The organism is Niveispirillum sp. CC-CTL257, from assembly GCF_059489915.1.
Genome location: NZ_JCAJXE010000001.1, coordinates 1,693,941 through 1,717,079 on the forward strand (window position 1 = coordinate 1,693,941; position 23,139 = coordinate 1,717,079).

Here is a 23,139-nt window from a genome sequence, read left to right on the forward strand (position 1 = left end):
CGCCCATGGACATCCTGCTGAACGGTGCCAGTTTGAAGGCCGATCCCGCCGGGGCCCTGTTCTGGCCCACGCGCGGCTGGCTTATGGTTGCTGATCTGCATCTGGAAAAGGGGTCGGCCTTTGCCCGGCTGGGACAGTTCCTGCCCCCCTATGACACGGCGGCGACCCTGTCGCGGCTGGAGGAACTGTGCCGACATTGGCGACCCACCCGCGTCGTCTGCCTGGGCGACAGTTTCCATGACCGCGACGCCGCCGCCCGCGTGTCGGACGCCGATGGACGACGCATCGCGGCGCTGACGGCGGCCCATGACTGGGTCTGGATCGCCGGCAATCATGATCCGGCCCCGCCCCCCGGCTGGGGCGGAACGGTGGTGGCGGAGGAGTTGCGCGAGGGACCGCTGGTCCTGCGGCATGAGGCGGTGTCCGACCGTTTGGCGGCGGCGGGCGAAATTTCCGGCCATTACCATCCCAAGGCGGCGGCCATTGTGCGGGGCAAGCGGATCAGCGCGCGCTGCTTCGCGGGCGACGGGCGACGCATGATCCTGCCAGCCTTCGGGGCCTATGCCGGTGGTCTGAACGTGTTGGACCCCGCCATATCGGGTCTGCTGCACCGTCCGTTCCAGGCCTGGATGCTGGGCACGGGCCGTCTGTTCCCCCTGCCCTGCACACGCCTGTCGGCGGACGGCCCAACACGCCGGGAAACCGCCGCCGCACGCGGCTGACCCGTCCCTGAAAAGACACACCCCCGGATGCGGGGGAGGCATCCGGGGGCAAAAGAGACAGACGGCCAAAGGGGGGGAAATGGGATGGCCACCTGTCATTAAGTTCACCTATATCCCCGCCGGGTCGCGTCAACGGGCACCGACAAAAATAATCTTTGCAAAAGGATAGGGTTGGCGGTGATCCAATCGCGACCCCGGCGCGTATCATCAGTAAAATCTGATGTTCCTAACCGGAAGCCTACCCCACCCGATGACCGATACGCGTCCCATCATCGTCTGGTTCCGCCAGGATCTGCGTTTGGCTGACAACCCGGCCCTGCACTATGCCGTTGAAAGCGGGCGCCCCCTGTTGCCCGTCTATGTGCTGGACGATATCACCCCCGGCGCGTGGAAGGCGGGCGGGGCCACGCGCTGGTGGCTGCATCACAGCCTGACGCATCTGTCGGCCTCCCTGGAAAGACTGGGTTCGCCGCTGCTGCTGCTGCGCGGGCCGGGCGATGTGGTCATCGGCGATCTGGCGGCGCAGGTGGATGCGGCGGAACTGGTCTGGAACCGCTGCTACGAACCCTTTGCCATTGAACGCGATTCACGCCTGAAGGCAGCATTGAAGGGCAAGGTAAAGGTCAGCAGCCATAAGGCCGCCCTGCTGAACGAACCGTGGGAAGTGCTGACGGGTCAGGGCACGCCGTACAAGGTGTTTACACCTTACTGGCGCGCCTGTGTGGCCGTTACCAACCCCGACCGTGCCCTGCCGGCACCTGACCGTCTGATCCCCTGCCCCAACCGTCCGGCCGGCGACGCCCTGTCCGACTGGGCGTTGCTGCCCACCCGCCCCGACTGGGCCGGCGGGCTCCGCCGCACCTGGGATGATGGGATGGGCGTGGGAGAGGCGGCGGCATCCGCCCGCCTGACGCAGTTCCTGTCCGAAGGTGCCGCCAATTACAGTGCCGGGCGTGATGTGCCCGGCATTGACGGCACCTCGCGCCTGTCCCCGCATCTGCATTTCGGGGAAATCTCCCCCCGGCAGGTCTGGCACGCAGCCAGGATGGCGGGGGATCAGGGCAGTGAAGCGTTCAAGGCGCAGATGGACAGTTTCCTGCGGGAGATCGGCTGGCGGGAATTCTGCCATTCCCTGCTGTACCATTTCCCCACCCTGCCCGAACGCCCCCTCTCCCCGGCATTCGAGACCTTCCCGTGGGTCCGCGATGATAAGGCCCTGGCCGCGTGGCAGCGCGGACAGACCGGTTACCCCATCGTCGATGCCGGCATGCGGCAGCTCTGGGTCACGGGCTGGATGCATAACCGTGTGCGGATGATCGTGGGGTCCTTGCTGGTCAAGCATCTGCTGCTGCCCTGGCAGGCAGGGGAGGATTGGTTCTGGGACACGCTGGTCGATGCCGATCTGGCCAATAATGCCGCCGGCTGGCAATGGATCGGGGGTTGCGGGGCCGACGCTGCACCCTATTTCCGGGTCTTCAATCCCATCATGCAGGGGCAGAAATTCGATCCTGACGGGCGTTATGTCCGCCAATGGGTACCTGAACTGAAACATATGCCGGACAAATATATCCACGCCCCGTGGACCGCACCGCCCATGGTGCTGCGCGGGGCCGGTGTCACTCTTGGTCGTGACTATCCCACCCCGATCATTGATCATGCGATGGGCCGGCAGCGCGCGCTGGATGCCTTTGCCACGATCCGTGGCAGCACTCCGGCGATCCCGGCCTGAAGGAAGGAAGACTGATGAAAATCGCGGTTATCGGTGCCGGCATTTCGGGTCTCAGCGCAGCCTGGCTGTTGAACCGCCACGGGCATGACGTGACGGTGTTCGAACAGAATAATTACCTGGGCGGCCACTCCAACACAGTGGATGTGACGGGCAAGAACGGGGAGAATATCCCTGTCGATACCGGCTTCATCGTGTTCAACGAGGCGACCTACCCCAACCTGATCGCCCTGTTCGCGCATCTGGGCGTACCCTCCATGCCCTGCACCATGAGCTTCGCCGTCAGCCTGGATCGGGGCCGTCTGGAATATTCCGGCAGCAATCTGGCCGGCATGTTCGCGCAGAAGCGCAACCTTCTGTCCCCCAGCTATCACCTGATGCTGCGCGATATCGTGCGGTTCTACCGCGAGGCGCCGAAGCTGCTGCGCGACCCGGCGGCTATCAATCAGACGCTGGGCGAATATCTGGACGCAGGTCGTTATGGCCATCGCTTCATCTATGACCATCTGCTGCCCATGGGGGCGGCCATCTGGTCATCGACCATTTCGGAAATGCTGGCTTTCCCGGCGCACAGCTTCGTGCGCTTCTTCCAGAACCATGGCCTGTTGAAGATCAAGAACCGGCCGCAATGGTTCACGGTGAAGGGCGGTAGCCGCACTTATGTGCGGGTGCTGGCCGACACGCTGGCCGGGCGCTTCCATACCGACCGCGCCATCATCGCCATGCGCCGCACGCCCACGGGCGTCTGGCTGCGCGATACAGAGGGCCACGAAACCCAGTTCGATCAGGTGGTGATCGGCGCCCATGCCGATCAGGCACTGGCCATGCTGACCGACGCGGATGAGCAGGAAAAGCGCGTGCTGGGTGCCTTCCGCTATCAGTTGAACCGCGCCCATCTGCACCGTGACCCGGCGCTGATGCCCAAGCGCCCCAAGGCTTGGTCAGCCTGGAACTATCTGGCCAACGGCACCCGCGACCGCAATGCCAAGGTGGCGGTGACCTACTGGATGAATGAGCTGCAGGGCATTGACGAGGCGAACCCCCTGTTCGTCACCCTGAACCCGATCCAGCCGCCGCGGCCCGAATATAAGATCAAGGAATTCATCTACGACCACCCCATGTTCGACGCCGCCGCCATCCGCGCGCAGGGTGAGATGGCTCGCATCCAGGGCGTGCGCCGCACTTGGTTCTGCGGCGCCTATCTGGGGTACGGCTTCCATGAGGATGGGTTGTCGGCGGGGCTGGCCGTGGCAGAGGCGCTGGGCGCCAAGCGGCCCTGGAACACCACCGATGTCTCCCCCGCCGGGCGCAACGCCAGGCCGTTGAAGCCCTTCAAGGCAGCGGCGGAGTAACGGGCATGTCGGGGGAGGATGGCCAATCCCATGCGCTGTATCATTGCCGGGTGTTCCACGCCCGGTATCGGCCCTTTCGGCATGCGTTCAATTACCGGGTCTGGTCGCTGCTGCTGGATATCGACCGGCTGCATGACCTGCCGAAACCGCTGACCCATAACCGCCCCGGCCTGCTGTCCATCCAGGACCGCGACCATGGGCGGCGGGACGGGTCGCCCTTGCGCCCCTGGGTGGAGCGGATGCTGGCGGACAAGGGCGTGCATTTGGACGGCGGGCGCATCCTGCTGTTCTGTTTCCCGCGCGTACTGGGATATGGCTTCAATCCGTTGTCCATCTTCTATGGTTTCGGGCCGGATGGGGCGTTGCGCGGCGTGGTCTATGAGGTGAAGAACACCTTCGGCGATCAGCATTGCTATGTGACCCCCACACCGGGCGGCCTGCTGGACCACGCGCACGCCAAGGAATTTCACGTCTCCCCCTTCTTCGATCTCGAAGGTGGCTATCGGTTCCGCCTGTCGCTGCCGGGCGACCGGATCGGTATCGATATCCGCTATGGCGATGAACAGGGCGAATTGCTGGTGGCCACCCAGATGGGGGAACGCCGGCCCCTGACCACCCGCACCCTGTGGGCGGCCATCGCACGTCATCCGCTGGTCACGCTGAAGGTCATCGCCGGTATTCATTGGGAAGCGCTGAAACTGTGGCGCAAGGGCGCGCGGTTCCACCGTCGTCCGGAACCGCCCGTTCGTCTTAAGCCGCTTGCCGAACGACCCGCCCGCTCCATCTCAACCACCGGCCAAACAATGGTGGAACCATGACCGAACAGACCGAAAGCCATCTCCTGGGCCTGGGCCAGACGGCCATCCATTACCGCCCGTCGCGCATGATGCGGCTGCTGATCTCGCTGGCCCCATCGATCCGGGTCGGCTCCCTGACCATTGTCCTGCCCGACGGGCGCAGCCACCGTTTCGACGGCACGGCCCCCGGCCCGCATGGCGTGCTCTATGTCCGCAATGACCGGCTGGCCCGGCGCATGCTGCTGGGCGGCAAGCTGGGCTTCTGCGAAAGCTATCTGGATGGCGACTGGACCAGCCCGGATGTGCCGGCCCTGTTCGAGATGGCGCTGCTGAACGAGACGGAACTGGACCGCGCCATGAATGGCAAGGCCTGGGTCCGGGCGCTGAACTTCCTGCTGCATGCAGCCAAGCCCAACAGCAAGTCAGGGTCCAAGCGCAATATCGCCTATCATTACGACCTGGGGAACAGCTTCTACGAACGCTGGCTGGACCCCTCCATGACCTATTCGGCGGCGGTCTATGCCGACCTGGACAAGACCGAACCCCTGTACGAGGCGCAGCAGCGCAAATATGCCGCCATCGCGGCCCGCATGGACCTGCAACCGGGTCAACATGTGCTGGAAATCGGTTGCGGCTGGGGCGGCTTTGCTGAATATGCGGCCAAGGTGGTGGGGGCGCGCGTCACCGGCGTGACCATCAGCAAGGCGCAGCATGATTATGCCGTCGCCCGCATGGAACGCGCCGGCCTGTCGCACATGGTCGATATTCGGTTGCAGGATTATCGCGACATCACCGAACAGTTCGACCGCATCGCCAGCATCGAGATGTTCGAGGCCGTGGGCGAACGCTATTGGCCCACCTATTTCAACACGCTGCGCGACCGGTTGAAGCCCGGCGGCAAGGCCTCGCTCCAGATCATCACCATCGGTGAGGATCATTTCGAGGGCTACCGCAAGGGGGCCGACTATATCCAGCGTTACATCTTCCCCGGCGGCATGCTGCCCAGCCCCACCCGCCTGAAGGCAGAGGTGGAGGCGGCGGGCCTGAACTTCGACAGTACCGAAAGCTATGGCCTGCATTATGCCCGCACGCTGCGCGAATGGCAGGGGACGTTCCAGGCGGCCTGGCCGGAGATCAAGGAAGGGTTCGACACGCGGTTCAAGCGCATGTGGGAACAGTATCTCTGGTATTGCGAGGCGGGGTTCAAGGTCGGGACCATCGACCTTGTGCATGTCGGGATTTCGAAGGGCTGAGGGCCTCTCGTGCCGTTGTCCCTTCGCCATCTGCTGGCCTATGCGCTTCCGGCCCTGCCGCTGGCGGTTCTGGTCCTGCCCGTTTATGTGTTCCTGCCATCGGCCTATGCCCAGGCGGGAATGTCCTTGGCCAGCATCGGCATCGTCCTGTTGCTGGCCCGCCTTTGGGACGGGGTGACCGACCCGCTGGTCGGTGCGCTTTCTGACAGGACCGTGACCCGGTTTGGGCGGCGTAAGCCCTGGATCGCGGCGGGCCTGCCCCTGACCTTGCTGTCTCTGTGGTTCCTGATGGTGCCCGGCGACGGGGTTGGGGCGGTCCACCTCCTGGGTTGGTCCTTCGCCCTGTTCCTGGGCTGGACCATGATGATCGTGCCCCTGACAGCCTGGGGGGCTGAACTTTCGGGCGATTATCATCAGCGCACACGCATCGCGGGTTTCCGCGAAGGTGCCGCCATTGTCGGTACAGTTCTGGCGCTGACCCTCCCCTTTGCCCTGGGCGTGGGAGCGGCGGGACAGGAACGCGATGCGTTGCGCCTGCTGGCCCTTGTTCTGCTTGTGGTTCTGCCGCTCTTTACAGTAATCGCGCTCCTCAGTGTTCCTGAGTATCCGCAGCCCATCAAGTCACCGCTGAAATTCCGGCGCGGGATGAAAGTGATTTTCGCAAACAGGGCTTTCCGAAAACTGATCGCGGCCTATGTCATCAATGGCGTGGCGAACGGCCTGCCCGCACAACTTTTCCTGTTTTTCGTTCAGCATCTGCTGATGGAAGGGGAACGCGCGGGCCTGCTGTTGCTGTCCTACTTCGCATCTGGTCTTCTGGCGGTGCCGCTGTGGCTATGGTTGAGCGGAAAATACGGCAAGCATGTCGTCTGGCGCTGGGCGATGTTCTGGAACATCGGCTGGTTTCTGGCGGTGCCTTTGTTGGGTCCGGGCGACTTCACAGCGTTCCTGGTCATCTGTGTGATGACGGGAATGTCGCTGGGTGCCGATCTGATCCTGCCATCTTCCATGCAGGCCGACGTGGTGGACATGGATACCGCACGCACCGGTCGCGCCCGTACTGGCCTGTACTTTGCCTTCTGGGGTCTGGCGACCAAGCTGGCCACGGCGCTGGCGGCGCTGGGGCTGACCGTGGCGGGTCTGTTCGGCTTCGACCCCGTAACGGGCGGAACCGAGATGGGGCAAACAGCGCTGTTGGCGCTGTACGCCCTGGTGCCTGTGGTCTTCAAACTGACGGCCATCGCCATCCTGTGGCGCTGGCCCATCGACGCTGTGACACAGGCCGCCCTGCGCGCCCGCATCGCCGCCCGTACCTGATCTCCTTCCCCCGAAACCCGACGCGGAGAGCGCCATGTTTCGCCGCCTGTTCCTGCTGGCCGGCCTTTGTCTGGCCCTATCCGGGTGTACCAACATGAAACCCGAACAATTCGCCAATCAAAAACCCGCCCTGGCCCTGGAAGAATATTTCGACGGCCATACCCGCGCCTATGGCATCGTGGAGGATCGGTTCGGCAATGTCCGCCGCACCTTCACCGTCGATATCAAGGGCGAATGGGACGGCAAGGTCCTGGCCTTGACCGAGGATTTCGTCTGGAATGACGGGGAGCTGGAACAGCGCATCTGGCGCCTGACCCGCGACGGCCCCACCCCCAATGACTGGACCGGCACCACCGCCGACGCCATCGGCCCCGCCAAGGGCCGCGTATCGGGCAATGCCTACAACATGGTCTATGATTTCAACCTGAAAATGGATGGCAGCCGGACCAAGGTGCGGTTCGATGACTGGATGTTCCTGATGCCCGACGGCGTGCTGCTGAACCGCGCCACCATGAGCAAGTTCAGCATCCATCTGGCCACCGTCACTATCGCGTTCAAGAAGGAAACCCCCTTCAAGGAAGCGGCGCGGGCGGCGGAGTAGACAATGGGAAAGTAAGGGCGAGTGCTTGCTGATCGGCACAGCAGCCGTTTCCGTCATCCCGGTTTTCGCCCATAGGCGCTAACTTAAACCTATCGCACCCTCCCTGCCTCCCCCGCGAAAGCGGGGGTCCAGGGGTCAAGGGCACTACGATGGGGTTCCCGGCGGCCCCCTGGATCCCCGCTTTCGCGGGGAAGGCACCTTATTCCAAGGGGCTAAGTTAGCGCCCATGGACTTTCGCCGGGATGACGAAGGAAGCGTGTTTCCAGTCTACGATAAACCGCTCAGTTAGCTACAAGGTTGCCTTTGGAGGGCAATGGAGTTCAAATCGGGTTCGTCGTTATCTGCATCATTCGCTGAAACAAAGGCCCGTTCATGATGAACAAACCGTTCGATCCCGCAAAGTACATGACGGAGCCTGAGGCACAGCAAGAACTCCTGGACGACGCCGTTGCGAGCGGAAACGCTGCTTATATCGCGGACGTGCTGGGGATTATTGCCCGTGCTCGCGGCACGCCAGAAGGCGCCCGCGCGCTCGGTGTGACACTGAGCGCCCGTATTTCCTGACCCAGACCCCAAAACGAAACAGGCGGCTCCCCCCGAAGCCGCCTGTTCCTCCCCCCGAAGTGGGCGCCGCTGGCTTAGCGGCGCCACTCCCGGTAATCCTCGCCAAAGGCGCGGGCGTAACGGTCGTAGCGGTCATGACGGCCGGCGGGGCGGTTGGACAGGACCAGGGCCGCCACGAAGTAGGCCAGGATCGGCGTGCCGCCCAGGAAGACCATCGACAGCACAGCGGCGATACGCACCCACAGGCGGCTGATCCCCAGCCATTCGGCCACCCCGGCGCAGACGCCGAAAAGCATGCCGTTGGTGCTGTCCTTGTAAAGCTTTCCACCCTGGAAGCGGCTGGCGAAGCGGTCGAAATGGCGGTTATAGCGGCTCACGTTTCTCTCCATCATTTCATCGGTTTGGCAGGACCCCGTCGCCTATCCCGGCGCCAGGGGTGAAATGCAACTCAACTCAGGCGGCGGACCCACGCTCGGCCACCCGCTTCTTCAGCGCGGCCAGTTCATCTTCGACCCGGCCACGGGCCTCCAGGGTCGCGAACTCGTCCTTCAGGGTGCGGGGGCGGCCCATGGACAAGGCATCGCCGGCGGCCTCCACATGATCGATCTCGCGTTCCAGTTCGCGGGACCGGGCCAGCGCCTCGTCCAGGCGGCCATCATACAGGCTGGTCCGGGCCCGCAGCCGGTCGACGGCACCGCGGTAGCGGGCGGCCAGGCTGCGGCGGCGGGCATGCGCCTCGGCCAGCTTGTCCTCCAGGGCGCGGGCATCTTCCGTCATCCGGGCGATGGCCGTTTCCAGGGCCTTGATCTCCGCCTCAGCCGGGGCAGCGGCGCGGCGGATCTCATCCTTGGCGGCCAGGGCGGCGCGGGCCAGGTCCTCGCGGTTATGGGCCAGGGCGATTTCGGCCTTGCGTTCCCATTCCAGCATCTCGAACTCGGCCGCGCGCCAGTTAGCGGCCAGTTCCTTCTTTTCCGCGATCATGCGGACGGTGCCGCAGCGTACTTCGGACAGGGTGTCTTCCATCTCCCGGATCGCCTGGTTCAGCGTCTGCTCCGGGTCGGCCGACCGGTCCAGCAAGCTGGCCAGGTTGGCATTGATGACATCACCGAGGCGGTCGATCAGGCCCATTTTCGGGGCTCCTTCTGAAACAGGTGGGATAGGCGGGCTGGAGGAAGAAGCGTCGGTCAGACCAGGATGTTCAGCATCAGGACCATGACGACCGCGACCACCAGGGCCGGGACCATCTCGGTCAGGCTGGAGATGTTCAGGTCGCCGGTAACCTTGTTGGTGCGGGCGGCGCGCTTGGCGAAGAAGGTCATCGTGCTCATTATCGTCTCCATCGGGTTCGAATTTCGGTGGCCGTTTCAGCCATGCCGACATAAAAGCAAGCACCGTGCCAAGTGCTCCGAAGACCTCAAGAATGGCTGATTTCCGCCATTTTTATTTTTACATCCCCCTAGCACCAAGCAGGTCGATAGCAAATTCCGCCACCGAGTGGCGAAAACCACCATCGCGCCGATTTTCGTTGCAATTGGAACGGTCATGCATGGCTTTCATGCATGATTGACCGGCGTGCCGGAACCGGCTACCCATCCCGCCATGGCCGTCTATACCGAAGTTTCCGACGAGGATGTCCGCGCGTTCGTTGCCCAGTATGATCTGGGCGACGTGGTGTCCTGCAAGGGCATCGCCGAGGGCGTGGAGAATTCCAACTTCCTGCTGGTGACCGACAAAGGTCCCTATATCCTCACGCTTTATGAAAAGCGGGTGGACCCGGCGGACCTGCCCTTCTTCTTAGGGTTGATGGATCATCTGGCCGCCAACGGCCTGACCTGTCCGCAGCCGGTGGCCGGCACCGATGGCGTGGCGCTGCGCAGCCTGTGTGGCCGTCCGGCGGTGATCGTCACCTTCCTGAAAGGCATGTGGCCGCGCCGCATCCTGGCCGATCATTGCGCCGGCCTGGGCGAAGGTCTGGCGCGTCTGCATCTGGCGGGTGACGGCTTCACCCTGACACGGCGCAACTCCCTGTCTGTCGGCGGCTGGCGCCCCCTGTTTGAGGCATCGCGCTGGCGTGCGGATGAGGTGAAGCCCGGTCTGGCCGACGCGCTGGCCGAGGAATTGGATTATCTGGAGGCCAACTGGCCCAGGGAACTGCCCGCCGGGATCATCCATGCCGACCTGTTCCCCGATAATGTCTTCTTCGCAGATGGCGCGCTGTCGGGCCTGATCGATTTCTATTTCGCCTGCAACGACCTGTTCGCCTATGACGTGGCGATCTGCCTGAATGCCTGGTGTTTTGAGGCGGATGGCGCCTTCAACGTCACCAAAGCCCGGCTGCTGCTGGCCCATTACAACCGTATCCGCCCCCTGTCGGCGGCGGAGCGTGAGGCACTGCCCATTCTGGCACGCGGTAGCGCCATCCGTTTCCTGCTGACCCGCCTCTATGACTGGCTGAACACGCCGCCCGGTGCCATGGTGAAACGCAAGGACCCGCTGGAATATCTGCACAAGCTGCGCTTCCACCAGCAGATCCGCCATGTCACCGATTATGGGCTGGACCTGTCGTGAGCGAGGGGACCAGCACCGGGACTGTGGTCGACGCCTTCACCGACGGTGCCTGTTCCGGCAATCCCGGTCCGGGCGGCTGGGGTGTCCTGCTGCGCTGGAACGGGACCGAAAAGGAACTGAAGGGCGGGGAGCCAGACACGACCAATAACCGCATGGAGTTGATGGCCGCCATCAGCGCGCTGGAAGCACTGAAGCGCCCCGTTCCCATCCGGCTGCATACGGACAGCCAATATGTGAAGAACGGGATCACCACCTGGATTCATGGCTGGAAGAAAAACGGCTGGAAAACCGCATCCAAGGACCCGGTGAAGAACGAGGATCTGTGGCGGCGCCTGGACGATCTGGTCGCCCGCCACACTGTCGAGTTCCACTGGGTCAAGGGCCATGCCGGCCATGTGGAGAATGAACGCGCCGACCAGTTGGCGCGCGATGGTCTGCGCGAAGCCCGCGATGGTGGTTGAGGATACCCAAAGCCACAATGTCTGCGCTTAAAGCACATCAAGAAAGTGCTTAACGTATACGAAAGTGACTCTTGGGCTTTTGCATTCTGTCCGCCATCCCTATATAAATGTGTAGTGCATTAACCATTCAGACCAAGGCGACCCGTGCAGAATATTCTGCGCATCCTGGGGCAGACCTCTTATGAACAGCGGCGACGGGAATTCACCGTCGATGGCCGCCGGGTCAGCATTTGCGTGAGCGAGGAATGCTGGAACGCGCTGGATGATATCAGCATGCTGGAAGGCGTCAGCCTGGAAACGCTGATCGCCAATGTCGCCCGCCGCTGCGGTCGGCGCAGCCTTTCGCTGGAACTCGACCTGTTCGCCATCACCTATTATCAAACGGCCAGCCTGCCGGCCGGTGGGTTGCGTGATGTGGAACCCGCGAACCTTCTGCCCTGCTGACCGGCATCCGGCCATTGCCCGTCGCCGTCCGCTCTCGTAAAAGGGACCGCAACCGCCCCCTTTGACAGAGAGCGTTGCGATATGTCTTCCCCCCACCGCCTGACCGACATTGACGCTCTGACCCTGGAGGACGCGGCCAGCGAACATGCGGCTCTGGCGGCGGAAATCGCGCATCACCGTGAGCTGTATTATGCCAAGGACGCGCCGTCCCTGTCCGACGCGGACTATGACAAGCTGGAGAAGCGCCTGGCCACACTGGAGGCGCGGTTCCCCGAACTGGTGACCGCCGACAGCCCGACCCAGACGGTGGGTGCCGCCCCCTCTTCCGGCTTTGGCAAGGTGAAGCATGCGGTGCCCATGCTGTCGCTTTCCAACGCGTTCGAAGATGTGGATGTCAGCGACTTTGTGGGCCGCATCCGCCGGTTCCTGAACCTGTCCGACGACATGGCCGTCAGCTTCGTCGCCGAACCCAAGATCGACGGCCTGTCCCTGTCCCTGCGGTATGAGAAGGGCCGGCTGGTGCAGGCCGCCACGCGTGGCGACGGGGCAGAGGGGGAGGATGTGACGGCCAATGTCCGCACCATCCGTGACATCCCGCACGAACTGAAGGCCCCCTTCCCCGATCTGGTGGAGGTGCGGGGCGAGGTCTATATGACCCGCGCCGACTTCCTGGACCTGAACCGGGCGCAGGCGGAAAAGAACGACAAGATCTTCGCCAATCCGCGCAATGCCGCCGCCGGGTCCCTGCGTCAGCTGGACAGCACCGTCACGGCGGGCCGCCCCCTGCGCTTCTTCGCCTATGCCTGGGGTGCCTTGTCGGAACCGCTGGGAACGACGCAATGGGAAAGCCGCCAGCGGCTGGCAGGGTTCGGCTTCACCCTGTCCTCGCCATCCGAACTCTGCACCGACGCAGAGGCGTTGCTGGCCTATTACCGGATGATCGGGCAGCAGCGGCCCACCCTGCCCTTTGACATTGATGGTGTTGTCTACAAGGTCGACAGCTTGGCCCTGCAGGAGCGGCTCGGCTTCATCTCCCGCTCGCCCCGCTGGGCCACGGCGCATAAATACCCCGCCGAACAGGCCACCACCCGCCTGAAGGCCATCAGCATCCAGGTGGGCCGCACCGGTGCCCTGACGCCCGTGGCGGAACTGGAGCCGGTGAATGTCGGCGGTGTGGTGGTCAGCCGCGCCACCCTGCATAATAAGGACGAGATTGAGCGCAAGGATATCCGCGTCGGCGATCTGGTCATCGTGCAGCGCGCGGGCGACGTAATCCCGCAGATCGTGGGCTTCGTCCCCGAACAGCGCCCCGCCGATGCCGCCCCCTTCGCCTTCCCCGATTGCTGCCCCGAATGCGGGTCCATGGCCGTGCGGGAAGAAGGCGAGGTCGTCACCCGCTGCACCGGCGGCCTGATCTGCCCGGCCCAGGCGGTGGAGCGACTGCGCCATTTCGTATCACGCAATGCCTTCGATATCGAAGGGTTGGGGATTGAACGTATCCAGCTGTTCTTTGAACAGGGCCGCATCAAGCAGCCCGCCGACATCTTCACGCTGGAAGCCCGCGAAGAACAGCGGCTGGACCGGCTGATCAGCATGACCGGCTTTGGCAAGAAGTCGGTGGAGAAACTGTTCGCCGCCATCGAGGCGCGGCGCACCATTGCGCTGGACCGGTTCATCTTCGCGCTCGGCATCCGCCAGATTGGCGAAGCCACGGCCAAGCTGCTGGCCAAGGCCTATCGCACGGCGGAAAACTGGCGCGACCGCATGGTCACCGCCGCTGCCGAGCGGGCGGAAAAGCGCGAGGAGAAAAAGCCGGAACTGGTGGGCGAGGCCTATGCCGAGCTGTGCGCCATCGAACAGATCGGCATGAGCGTGGCCGACGACCTGACCGATTTCTTCCGTGAACAACATAACCTGGACGCCGTTGCCGCCCTGCTGGCACAGGTGAGGCCAGAGGAATATGTACCGCCGGCGGCGGCCACCACGTCCCCCGTTGCCGGCAAGACGGTAGTTTTCACCGGCACCTTGACCACCATGGGACGGTCGGAGGCCAAGGCAAAGGCCGAAGCACTGGGTGCCAAGGTCGCCGGATCGGTCAGCAGTAAGACCGATTATGTCATCGTCGGTGCCGACGCCGGGTCCAAGGCTGCCAAGGCCCAGGAGCTGGGCGTCACCATCCTGTCGGAAGAGGAATGGGCGACGCTGATCGGGGGATAAACCCCACACATGCCGCCGCATCATCCCTGAAATCGCCGCAATGAGGGTGCATCAGCTTGTGGGGTTGGCGGCCCGGCCCTATCCTGGCCGTCGATCCTGATAAAGCCCCTTGCCGGACTACGTGCCTTGAGCAGCCTGAACGCGCCCACCCGTTTCCGCCCTGCCGCTGCCGCCCCGGCCAAGCGCGGCCCATCCGGCCCGACCCCGCCGGGTGGGGGCAATGGTGGTGACGGCGGCGATAAGAAGCCGCGCAAGGCCGGTCCCCGCAAAAGCTGGGGCAAACGTATCCTGTCGGGCCTGATCGTCACCGCCATCTGGGGCGTCATCGTCGCGGCGGGCACCGTCGCCTATGTCGCCCATGACATGCCCGCCATTTCCGAGGTGGCGGAGGCGTCGCGCCGGCCCGCCATCACCCTGGTCGCATTGGACGGGACGGAGTTTCAGCGCCTGGGCGACCTGCGCGGGGAAACGCTGGATGTCAGCCAGTTGCCGCCGCATTTCGTCCACGCCCTGGTCGCCACCGAAGACAGGCGGTTCTTCAGTCATTTCGGTGTCGATCCGGTCGGCATCCTGCGCGCCGCCTATTCCAACTACCGCGCCGGACGCACCGTCCAGGGTGGGTCCACCCTGACGCAGCAGCTGGCCAAGAACCTGTTCCTGACGCCCGACCAGAATTTCAAGCGCAAGGCACAGGAAGCGCTGCTGGCGGTACAGCTGGAGGCGACATACAGCAAGGAACAGATCCTCACCGCCTATCTGAACCGCGTCTATCTGGGGGCCGGCACTTTTGGCGTGGATGCCGCCGCGCGGACCTATTTCAACAAGTCGGCCCGCGACCTGTCCTTGCGGGAATCGGCCATCATTGTCGGCCTGTTGAAGGCCCCCTCACGCTATGCCCCCACGGCCAGCCTGAACCGCGCGACGCAGCGCATGGGCGTGGTGCTGCGTGCCATGCTGGATGAAGGCTATATCAATCAGGCGCAGTATGACGCCGCCATGGCCGCCCCCCCGCCCCCGCCGCGCAAACAGAGCGAGGATGGCGATGGCCGTTACTTCGCGGGCTGGGTGGCCGATCAGCTGCCGGCCTTTGTCGGGGCCGACCATGGTGACCTGATCGTCTACACCACCTTTGATCCCGGGCTGCAACGCGCCGCCGAACAGAAGGTGACGGAGATGCTGCGCGGGCCGGGGGCGGAAGCCAAGGTCAGCCAGGCCGCCGCCCTGGTGATGACGCCCGACGGTGCGATCCGCGCCATGATCGGTGGCAAGGATTATTCCAGCAGCGAGTTCAACCGCGCCACCCAGGCCCTGCGACAGCCGGGTTCCGCCTTCAAACCCGTCGTCTATCTGACGGCACTGGAGGAAGGCTGGAACGAATACAGCACCATCCTGGATGCGACCTATCGCAAGGGCAAATGGAACCCCGGCAATTATGACGGGCGTTTCCGGGGCGATGTCAGCCTGCATGACGCCCTGGCCAATTCGCTGAACACCGCCACCATCCGGCTGGCCGAAGCAGTGGGTATCGACAATGTGCGGCAGACGGCCAAGCGCCTGGGCCTGACCACGGCCATGCGCCGCGACCTGTCGCTGGCGCTTGGCACCTCGGAAGTGACTTTGCTGGACCTGACGGGTGCCTATGCCACGCTGGCCAATGGCGGGGAAGCGGTCATCCCCTATGGCATCCTGGAAATCCGCGACATGGATGGCGGCATTCTGTATCAGCGCCAGGGATCGTCCGCCGGCTACGCTGTCGCCGCCCCGGATGTGGAGGCGATGAACCGTCTGCTGCTGGGCCCCGTCACCACGGGCACCGGCAAGGCCGCGAACCTGGATCGCCCGACGGTGGGCAAGACCGGCACGACCCAGGATTACAAGGATGCCTGGTTCATGGGCTATACCGCCGATCTGGTGGGCGGCGTCTGGCTGGGCAATGATGATGGCACGCCCATGAAGAAGGTGACGGGCGGCGGCCTGCCGGCCAAACTCTGGCACGCGATCATGATGGAGGCACATCAGGGCCTGCCACCGCGCGACCTGCCCGGCCTGAATGGCAGCCCTTCCGCCGCGGACGACGCTCCGCCCGCCCCCGACATGCCGGTGGCCAGCGAGCTTCCTGCCGAAGGCACCATCGTGCAGACCGCCGAAGGCACCCCGCCGCCGGAACCGCCGCCCTCTGAAGAAGGCGGCGATCCCATCGGCAATCTGCTGCGGCGGCTGACGGGCAAACAGTAGGTCGCCCTTGCCTTGCCGGGCCGCGGATTACGCTCCGCTAATCCGCGCTACGGACCGACGACGGGAAATTCGTAGCGCGGATTAGGCGCAAGCCGTAATCCGCAGAAACCCCGCCGCCGGCCACACGCCAAACTCACGCCGCGTCCAGCGCCGGATAGTCCAGATAGCCCCGTTCATCCCCACCATAGAAGGTGGCGCGGTCGGCCTTGGCCAGCGGGGCGTTGCGGCGGAACCGTTCCACCAGATCGGGATTAGCGATATAGGGCACGCCAAAGGCGATGGCATCGGCGGCACCATCACCGATCAGACGGTCACCCACCTCCCGCGTGATACCGCCATTCAGGATGAACGGCCCCTTGAAGGTCTGGCGCAGCAGGCCCGCCACCCGCTTGGCACCCGGCGGCGGGCTCATATTATGGTCATCCACCAGCGGCTCAATAACATGCAGGAATGCCAGATTGAAGCGGTTCAACTGCTCAGCGGCATAGCCGAAGGTAGCCGCTGGGTCGCTGTCCGACATGTTGTGATAGGCGCCGTTCGGGCTGAACCGGATGCCAACACGCCCAGAACCCAGCACATCCGTGACCGCGGCCACCACTTCCAACATGAAGCGGTTGCGATTCTCCACCGACCCGCCATAGCGGTCGGTACGCAGATTGGTGCCGCTGCGGATGAACTGATCAATCAGATAGCCATTGGCTCCATGCAGTTCGACCGCGTCAAAGCCGGCTGCCTTGGCATTCTCTGCCGCTTTCGCGAAGTCGGCCACGATGCCTGCAATCTCGTCCGTTTCCAGGGCGCGCGGCGTCTCGTAATCCAGCATGCCCTGTGGGGTGAATGCCTGACCGTCTGGTTTCAGGGCCGACGGGGCCACCGGCAGCGCGCCACCCGGCTGCAGCACCCGGTGCGACAGCCGTCCGACATGCCACAGCTGGGCCGCGATGCGCCCGCCGGCGGTGTGAACCGCGTCGGTCACGCCGCGCCATCCCGCCACCTGTTCCGGGCTATAGATGCCGGGCGTGAAGGCATAGCCCTGGCCCTGCTGCGAAATCTGGGTACCTTCGGTGATCAGCAGACCAGCACTGGCCCGCTGTACGTAATATTTGGCGGTGGCGGCGGTGGCGACATCGCCCTTGCCGGCCCGCGACCGGGTCATCGGCGCCATGATGACGCGGTTGGGAAGCTCAACATCGCCCAGCATGAAGGGCGACAGAAGATCGGGTTTGCTCATTTCAAGGGCCCCTTTGGGGAAGGTTGCGGTGCGTCACGGCCATTGCGGCGGCGCACCAGGTCATGGGCCTTGATCTAATCGATGATTGCTTTCCGGCAAGTGATAGCGGTCACCCCCCGTCTTTCGTTACGAAACGACGACAGCGCATGATCACCACTCGCATTTCGCGTGCAATGCGATAGGATGTGGCGCGGGCCGCATTGGGCCCACGTGACATAACAGAGAAGATGGTTTCGCTCGAACTCGCCGCGGTCCTGTTCCTGATCCTGTTGAACGGGTTCTTTGCCATGTCGGAAATGGCCGTTGTTTCGGCCCGGAAAATCCGGCTTCAGCAGATGGCGGAGGAAGGGCGCCGTGGTGCCGCCGCAGCACTGCTTTTGCAGGAAGACCCCTCGCGCTTCCTGTCCACGGTGCAGATCGGCATCACGCTGATCGGCGTCATCAACGGCGCTGTCGGCGGTGCCACCCTGGCCGAACGCCTGTCCCCCGTGCTTGACGCCATCCCCGCCCTGACCGGCTATGGGGAGACGATATCGATCGCCCTGGTCGTCATGGCCATCACCTATCTGTCGCTGATCGCTGGCGAGTTGGTGCCCAAGCGCATCGCGCTGAACAAGGCCGAAGCCATCGCATGCTTCGCCGCCCCCATCATGCGCTCCCTGTCGCGCGCCACCGCCCCCTTCGTCTGGCTGCTGGGCGCCAGCACGGAGGCGATGTTGAAGCTGCTGCGCGTGCCGGAAAAGGCCGAGCAGACGGTGACCGAAGAAGAGGTGAAAAGCCTGATCGCCGAAGGCACGGCCAGTGGCGTGTTCGATCCTGGCGAAAAGCGCATGATCGAAGGCGTCATGCGTCTGGCCGACCGTACCGTCCGCTCCCTGATGACCCCCCGGCCGGAGGTCATGTGGCTGGACATTGATGACGAGCATGAGAATATCAAGCGGGAGATCCGGGAAGCCGGGCACAGCCGCTTCCCCGTCTGTCGCGGCGATTTTGACGATGTCATGGGCGTGGTCCACACCAAGGACCTGCTGAACAGCCTGTTGCAGGGCGGGAATTTCGACCTGCGCGCCGTCGTCCGCGACGCCCTGATCGTGCATGACGGCACGGAGGTGATGCGCCTCCTGGACCTGTTCAAACAGTCCGGCGAACATATGGCCATCGTCGTGGATGAATATGGCACGGTCGAAGGCATCGCGACCCTGACCGACGTGCTGGAGGGTATTGCTGGTGAACTGCCCGACGATGGCGGGGAAGACAGCGACATTGTCCGGCGCGAGGATGGCTCCCTGCTGATCGACGGCATGATGGCCGTTGAGGAAGTCGAGGCGCATCTGGGCCTGAAAAGCCTGCGGGACGAGGATAGCGGCTATCATACGCTGGCCGGCTTCCTGCTGTTCAAGCTGGGCCGCATTCCCACCGCCGGCGAATATGCTGACCATGACGGCTATCGCTTTGAAGTGGTCGATATGGATGGCCGCCGCATTGACAAGGTTCTGGTCACCCCAACGCCGGATGCCTGATCCTACCCCTCCACCGGCGGATCGGCGGCAAGGCGGGCCAGCGGCACCAGATCAGTCCAGCCATAGGCCACCTCCATCAGGCGGGCGCCGGCAAAACTGATCGGCTGTTCGGCCAGCAACTGCCCGCCCAGTCTTTCATAGAAATAGCGTGACGGGTTTTCGCGCAGCACCCAGACCATGGCCGCCTGGGTGCCGGCGGCCAGGAAATGCTGCGCCATGGCGGCCAGGAAGCGACGCCCCATCCCCATGCCCTGTGCCTGATCCACCAGATACAGAGCATAAAACTCACCACCGAATCCCGGCAGACCCGTCCGCTGCGGCCCACAGGAGGCGAAACCAACGATCCGTCCGCCGACCTGTGCCACATAGGTACGGCGACCCCGCGGCGGCGCACCGGTCAGCAACCCGCGCCAGCGCTTTTCATGCGTAGCCGTGGACAGGCCCACCAGATAGCGGTCGGGCAACATGCCTGGATAGGTGGACCGCCAGCTTTCGACATGCACATGCGCGATGCCGGCGGCGTCGGAAACGGTCGCGGGACGGATCAGGCTTGTGGTCATGCCCCCCTCCGGATGGGTCAGCCATCCATATGCTGCCCCAGAAACGCGGACTTGGCGAGGGTGATTGACAAGGACGCCTCGCTTGGGCTGGATAGGCTCAAACAAAGCGAGACATTCATGACAAATCCCATGGAAGATCGGCGCGCCGTCAGCGTGATTGTGACGGGCCGCGTCCAGGGTGTCTGGTATCGCGGCTGGACCGTGGAACAGGCCCGTGCCCGGAACCTGGATGGCTGGGTCCGCAACCGGACCGACGGCAGCGTCGAGGCCCTGTTCATCGGCCACAGCGCCGATGTCGACGCCATGCTGGATGCCTGCTGGAAGGGCCCGCCCAGCGCCATCGTCATCAATGTGAAGGTGACGGAAGCCGCCGATCCCGGCACCACCGGCTTCGATCAGCGCCCGACGGAATAACGCGGGCTGGGCCTATGGCCCGCCCAGACATCCCTTCTCCACCGATTGCGCCGCCAGCTCCTGAAACCGGGACAGGTAGCGGCCATCGGATGCCATGGCCGGATCGCGGATCGTATCGGCGTTCAGTTGCCGCAACTCATTGTCGATCCGCTGACACGGACTGGCACAGGCCGACAGCATCAACAGCAGGGGAAGCAGCGGCAACAGCCGGCGGGACGACAGGGTCGGGACATGATGCATGGGGCCGGACCAATCCAGACAGGGGTAATGATCCCCAACCTGAACCCTGCACCCGGCGAAACCGGGGCCGGCCCATGACAGGATTAAGGCGCGTACCGCCCGACCGCGTTCAGTAGCGGCGGATCAGACCGACCAGACGGCCCTGCACATTCACACGGTCGGACCCGAAGACCCGCGTCTCGTAATTCGGGTTGGCCGGCTCCAGGGCGATGGAATTGCCCTTGCGGCGCAGACGCTTCAAGGTCACCTCCTGCTGATCGACCAGGGCGACAACGATGGTCCCGTTCTCCGCCGTCTCACACCGCTGAATAATGACGGTGTCGCCATCCAGGATACCGGCGTCAATCATGCTGTCGCCGGCCACTTCCAGCGCGTAATGGTCACCAGCGGCCAGCATGGAGGCGGGAATATCGATGGTCACGGAATTGTCGCGCATCGCCTCAATCGGCAGACCGGCGGCAATACGCCCGTAAAGCGGCAGGGCCACCGCCTCGGCATCGTTGCTGGCCTGACGACCGGGCAAGCTGTTGCGGAAATCGCCCTTGATGACGTTGGGCTTGAAACGTGGCGACACCTCCGCCGCAGGGGACGCCATGGGTGACGGAGCCGGAGCGGCGGGTGCCGCCTTTGCCTTGGGCATCGGCTTTTCCGGCAGGCGCAGCACCTCCAGCGCACGGGCGCGGTGGGGCAGCCGGCGGATGAAGCCCCGTTCCTCCAGACCCGTGATCAGGCGATGGATGCCGGATTTGGATTTCAGGCCCAGCGCGTCCTTCATCTCGTCAAAGGAGGGGGAAACCCCGCCCTCATTCAGCCGTTCATTGATGAAGAACAAGAGTTCCTGTTGCTTGCGCGTCAGCATGGCATTCCCTCACCCGCGACGGCGGCCGCCCATCCGGCACCGTCTTGTGACCATCATCACTATAGAACAATAACGGAACACCAGGCAATGTTCTATTTTGGTTCGCACAACCCATCCGTTGTGGGCGTGACAACGCCACTCCCGCCTGCAACCTTCGACCGCAGCCATTCAGTTCATTAATCACACTATTCCTTTCGCGATATGGACGTGTGGTGTAATTCTGTTTATTCAGCACAGGCCGATACAGTCGATTATAAGATTTTCCTAAAGGATTACCCAATCGACCACAAGGCATGAATAATTCCGTGCCGAAGTGTCAAAGGCCTTGATTCCGGCTGATCACATTGGCGTTTCCACAAGGAAATTTTAGCATGCGGCTTTTGTTTAACTCTCAACAATTGCGCCGAAATCAAGCCTTACGGGATGCTATTGAACGCTCCCAATGCATCATCGAGTTTGATGGCAATGGCTTTATATTAGGAGTTAATGATAATTTCCTTCAGTCGTTTGGATATACGCCGGAACAGGTGGTTGGGAAACACCATCGCATGTTCCTGCGCCCCCAGGATCATCAGCGGGAGGACTACCGCCAATTCTGGGATGCGCTTAATCATGGCAAATTCCAGTCTGGCGTGTTTCGCCGGGTCGACAGCCGGGGAGCGGATGTCTGGATCAGGGCCACCTACAACCCGGTTGTGGACCGCTCTGGTCGGGTTGTGCGTGTGGTGAAGCTGGCGACCGACATTACCGACGCTGTGCAACGAAACGCCGACATGGCCGGACAGGTGGCCGCCATCAACCGTACCCAGGCCGTGATCGAGTTCACGCCGGGCGGGGAGGTCTTGACCGCCAATGACAATTTCCTCACGGCGATGGGCTATACGCTGACGGAAATCAAGGGCAGGCATCACCGGCAGTTCATGCCGGCGGACGAGCGGGAAAGCCAGGAGTATCAACGTTTCTGGGAACGGCTGGCCGCCGGCGAATTTTTTGGTGGTGAGTTCCGGCGCCTTCGCCGTGACGGCAGCGATATCTGGATTCAGGCGACCTACACCCCCATCCTGGACACGGATGGAAATGTCGCCAAGGTCGTAAAGTTCGCCAGTGACATCACCGAACAGAAGCGGCTCAATGCCGACCGCGCCAGCCAGTTGGCCGCCATATCCAAAAGCCAGGCCGTCATCGAATTCACGCTGGATGGCACCGTTATCACCGCCAACCCGAATTTCCTGTCCGCCCTGGGTTATCAGCTGAATGAAATCCAGGGGAAACACCATTCCCTGTTCATGCCGGAGGGGGAGCGGGACGGTGCCGACTACCGTACCTTCTGGCAGAAGCTGGCGGCCGGCGAATATCAGGCGGGCGAGTTCCGGCGGCGCGCCAAGGACGGGCAGGATGTCTGGATTCAGGCCTCCTACAATCCCGTCCTGGGGCTGGATGGCAAGCACTACAAGGTTGTGAAATATGCCAGCGACGTGACACGGCAGGTGCTGGCCCGCCAGCGCAGTGAATATGTGCGCGGCATGATGGAAAGTGTGGCCGCCGGTGCGGAGGAAATGAACGCCTCCATCCGTGAAATCGCGGACAGCATGCGCAAGTCACGGGACGAGGCGGAGGCGGCCAACCGCCGTGTCGATGCCGCCGGCACCGTCACCTCGCGCCTAACCCAGTTGTCAGACAGCATGGTTGATATCGTGAACCTGATCACCGGGATCACCGGCCAAATCAACCTGCTGGCACTGAACGCCTCCATCGAGGCGGCGCGCGCCGGGGAGGCCGGCAAAGGCTTCGCCGTGGTGGCGCAGGAGGTGAAAAGCCTGGCCACACAGGCCCGTGCCGCCACCGACCGCATCGCCGATGATATTGGCGGCCTGCGCGAAACGGCAGCACAGGTCGTGACCACCCTGGGCAGCATCCACAGCGCCATCGGACAGGTGAACGACTATGTCGGCTCCATCGCCGTCGCCGTGGAACAGCAGAGTGCGGTAGCCGGCGAAATGTCCGCCAACATGAACCGCGCCGCACAGGAGGCAGCGCGGATCGGAGCGTAACCCCGTC

The 23,139-nt window shown here is 63.5% G+C and carries 23 protein-coding genes; 16 read left to right on the forward strand and 7 right to left on the reverse strand.

Features of this window, described 5'->3' with window-relative positions:
* The first annotated feature begins 5 nt into the window (after positions 1-5).
* The 8 genes from pdeM to ABC729_RS08110 all read left to right on the forward strand — a co-directional run bounded on the left by pdeM (position 6) and on the right by ABC729_RS08110 (position 8,332).
* Entirely contained in the window at positions 6-722 is a 717-nt protein-coding gene (gene pdeM / locus ABC729_RS08075; protein ID WP_495607112.1) for a ligase-associated DNA damage response endonuclease PdeM, read from the forward strand.
* A gap of 250 nt (positions 723-972) precedes the next feature.
* Positions 973-2,451 carry a cryptochrome/photolyase family protein gene (locus tag ABC729_RS08080; RefSeq protein ID WP_495607113.1) on the forward strand — a complete coding sequence of 493 codons (1,479 nt, stop codon included), beginning with the start codon at positions 973-975 and terminating at the stop codon, positions 2,449-2,451.
* 14 nt (positions 2,452-2,465) lie between these two features.
* A complete protein-coding gene (locus ABC729_RS08085) occupies positions 2,466-3,800 on the forward strand; it encodes an NAD(P)/FAD-dependent oxidoreductase (protein WP_495607114.1) in 1,335 nt (444 codons plus the stop codon).
* Between the two features lie 5 nt (positions 3,801-3,805).
* A complete protein-coding gene (locus ABC729_RS08090; RefSeq protein ID WP_495607115.1) occupies positions 3,806-4,618 on the forward strand; it encodes a DUF1365 domain-containing protein in 813 nt (270 codons plus the stop codon).
* Entirely contained in the window at positions 4,615-5,850 is a 1,236-nt protein-coding gene (locus ABC729_RS08095; protein ID WP_495607116.1) for a class I SAM-dependent methyltransferase, read from the forward strand. Before ABC729_RS08090 ends, ABC729_RS08095 begins: the two co-directional genes overlap by 4 nt.
* A gap of 9 nt (positions 5,851-5,859) precedes the next feature.
* On the forward strand, positions 5,860-7,167 hold the full coding sequence (locus ABC729_RS08100) for an MFS transporter (protein ID WP_495607117.1): 1,308 nt from the start codon (positions 5,860-5,862) through the stop codon (positions 7,165-7,167).
* A 34-nt stretch (positions 7,168-7,201) separates the two neighbouring features.
* Positions 7,202-7,768, forward strand: coding sequence for a DUF3833 domain-containing protein (locus ABC729_RS08105; RefSeq protein ID WP_495607118.1), 567 nt, complete (start codon positions 7,202-7,204; stop codon positions 7,766-7,768).
* Positions 7,769-8,140: 372 nt separating this feature from the next.
* Positions 8,141-8,332 (forward strand): helix-turn-helix domain-containing protein, encoded by a 192-nt coding sequence (locus ABC729_RS08110; RefSeq protein WP_495607119.1) that lies wholly within the window; start codon positions 8,141-8,143, stop codon positions 8,330-8,332.
* A gap of 74 nt (positions 8,333-8,406) precedes the next feature.
* Here the strand turns inward: ABC729_RS08110 and ABC729_RS08115 are convergent, their stop codons facing one another.
* From ABC729_RS08115 to ABC729_RS08125, 3 genes are all read right to left on the reverse strand, one after another.
* Positions 8,407-8,709, reverse strand: coding sequence for a PspC domain-containing protein (locus ABC729_RS08115; protein ID WP_495607120.1), 303 nt, complete (start codon positions 8,707-8,709; stop codon positions 8,407-8,409).
* A gap of 76 nt (positions 8,710-8,785) precedes the next feature.
* Positions 8,786-9,460 (reverse strand): PspA/IM30 family protein, encoded by a 675-nt coding sequence (locus ABC729_RS08120; protein WP_495607121.1) that lies wholly within the window; start codon positions 9,458-9,460, stop codon positions 8,786-8,788.
* Positions 9,461-9,516: 56 nt separating this feature from the next.
* Positions 9,517-9,660, reverse strand: a complete 144-nt coding sequence (locus tag ABC729_RS08125; protein WP_444734624.1) for a hypothetical protein — start codon at positions 9,658-9,660, stop codon at positions 9,517-9,519.
* Positions 9,661-9,931: 271 nt separating this feature from the next.
* Here ABC729_RS08125 and ABC729_RS08130 point away from each other — a divergent pair, with 271 nt between their 5' ends.
* From ABC729_RS08130 to ABC729_RS08150, 5 genes are all read left to right on the forward strand, one after another.
* Positions 9,932-10,900: a homoserine kinase gene (locus ABC729_RS08130; protein WP_495608660.1), complete on the forward strand. Its 969-nt coding sequence runs from the start codon at positions 9,932-9,934 to the stop codon at positions 10,898-10,900.
* Entirely contained in the window at positions 10,897-11,361 is a 465-nt protein-coding gene (rnhA, locus tag ABC729_RS08135; protein ID WP_495607122.1) for a ribonuclease HI, read from the forward strand. Before ABC729_RS08130 ends, rnhA begins: the two co-directional genes overlap by 4 nt.
* A 144-nt stretch (positions 11,362-11,505) precedes the next feature.
* Entirely contained in the window at positions 11,506-11,805 is a 300-nt protein-coding gene (locus tag ABC729_RS08140; protein WP_495607123.1) for a ribbon-helix-helix domain-containing protein, read from the forward strand.
* Positions 11,806-11,886: 81 nt separating this feature from the next.
* On the forward strand, positions 11,887-14,022 hold the full coding sequence (gene ligA / locus ABC729_RS08145) for an NAD-dependent DNA ligase LigA (RefSeq protein WP_495607124.1): 2,136 nt from the start codon (positions 11,887-11,889) through the stop codon (positions 14,020-14,022).
* Between the two features lie 126 nt (positions 14,023-14,148).
* Positions 14,149-16,257 carry a transglycosylase domain-containing protein gene (locus tag ABC729_RS08150; protein WP_495607125.1) on the forward strand — a complete coding sequence of 703 codons (2,109 nt, stop codon included), beginning with the start codon at positions 14,149-14,151 and terminating at the stop codon, positions 16,255-16,257.
* 133 nt (positions 16,258-16,390) lie between these two features.
* Here the strand turns inward: ABC729_RS08150 and ABC729_RS08155 are convergent, their stop codons facing one another.
* Positions 16,391-17,488, reverse strand: a complete 1,098-nt coding sequence (locus tag ABC729_RS08155; RefSeq protein ID WP_495607126.1) for an alkene reductase — start codon at positions 17,486-17,488, stop codon at positions 16,391-16,393.
* A 227-nt stretch (positions 17,489-17,715) separates the two neighbouring features.
* Between ABC729_RS08155 and ABC729_RS08160 the strand changes: the two genes are divergently transcribed.
* A complete protein-coding gene (locus ABC729_RS08160) occupies positions 17,716-19,008 on the forward strand; it encodes a hemolysin family protein (protein ID WP_495607127.1) in 1,293 nt (430 codons plus the stop codon).
* Between the two features lie 2 nt (positions 19,009-19,010).
* On the opposite strand, the gene ABC729_RS08165 is transcribed toward ABC729_RS08160, so the two are convergent.
* Positions 19,011-19,568 (reverse strand): GNAT family N-acetyltransferase, encoded by a 558-nt coding sequence (locus ABC729_RS08165; RefSeq protein ID WP_495607128.1) that lies wholly within the window; start codon positions 19,566-19,568, stop codon positions 19,011-19,013.
* A gap of 117 nt (positions 19,569-19,685) precedes the next feature.
* Here ABC729_RS08165 and ABC729_RS08170 point away from each other — a divergent pair, with 117 nt between their 5' ends.
* Positions 19,686-19,982 carry an acylphosphatase gene (locus ABC729_RS08170; protein ID WP_495607129.1) on the forward strand — a complete coding sequence of 99 codons (297 nt, stop codon included), beginning with the start codon at positions 19,686-19,688 and terminating at the stop codon, positions 19,980-19,982.
* A gap of 12 nt (positions 19,983-19,994) precedes the next feature.
* On the opposite strand, the gene ABC729_RS08175 is transcribed toward ABC729_RS08170, so the two are convergent.
* Together ABC729_RS08175 and lexA are read right to left on the reverse strand one after the other, a co-directional pair.
* A complete protein-coding gene (locus tag ABC729_RS08175) occupies positions 19,995-20,222 on the reverse strand; it encodes a hypothetical protein (RefSeq protein ID WP_495607130.1) in 228 nt (75 codons plus the stop codon).
* A gap of 109 nt (positions 20,223-20,331) precedes the next feature.
* Positions 20,332-21,081 (reverse strand): transcriptional repressor LexA, encoded by a 750-nt coding sequence (gene lexA / locus ABC729_RS08180; protein WP_495607131.1) that lies wholly within the window; start codon positions 21,079-21,081, stop codon positions 20,332-20,334.
* A 371-nt stretch (positions 21,082-21,452) separates the two neighbouring features.
* On the opposite strand from lexA, the gene ABC729_RS08185 reads away from it, so the two are divergent.
* Positions 21,453-23,132 carry a methyl-accepting chemotaxis protein gene (locus ABC729_RS08185; protein ID WP_495607132.1) on the forward strand — a complete coding sequence of 560 codons (1,680 nt, stop codon included), beginning with the start codon at positions 21,453-21,455 and terminating at the stop codon, positions 23,130-23,132.
* The last annotated feature ends 7 nt before the right edge of the window (positions 23,133-23,139 follow it).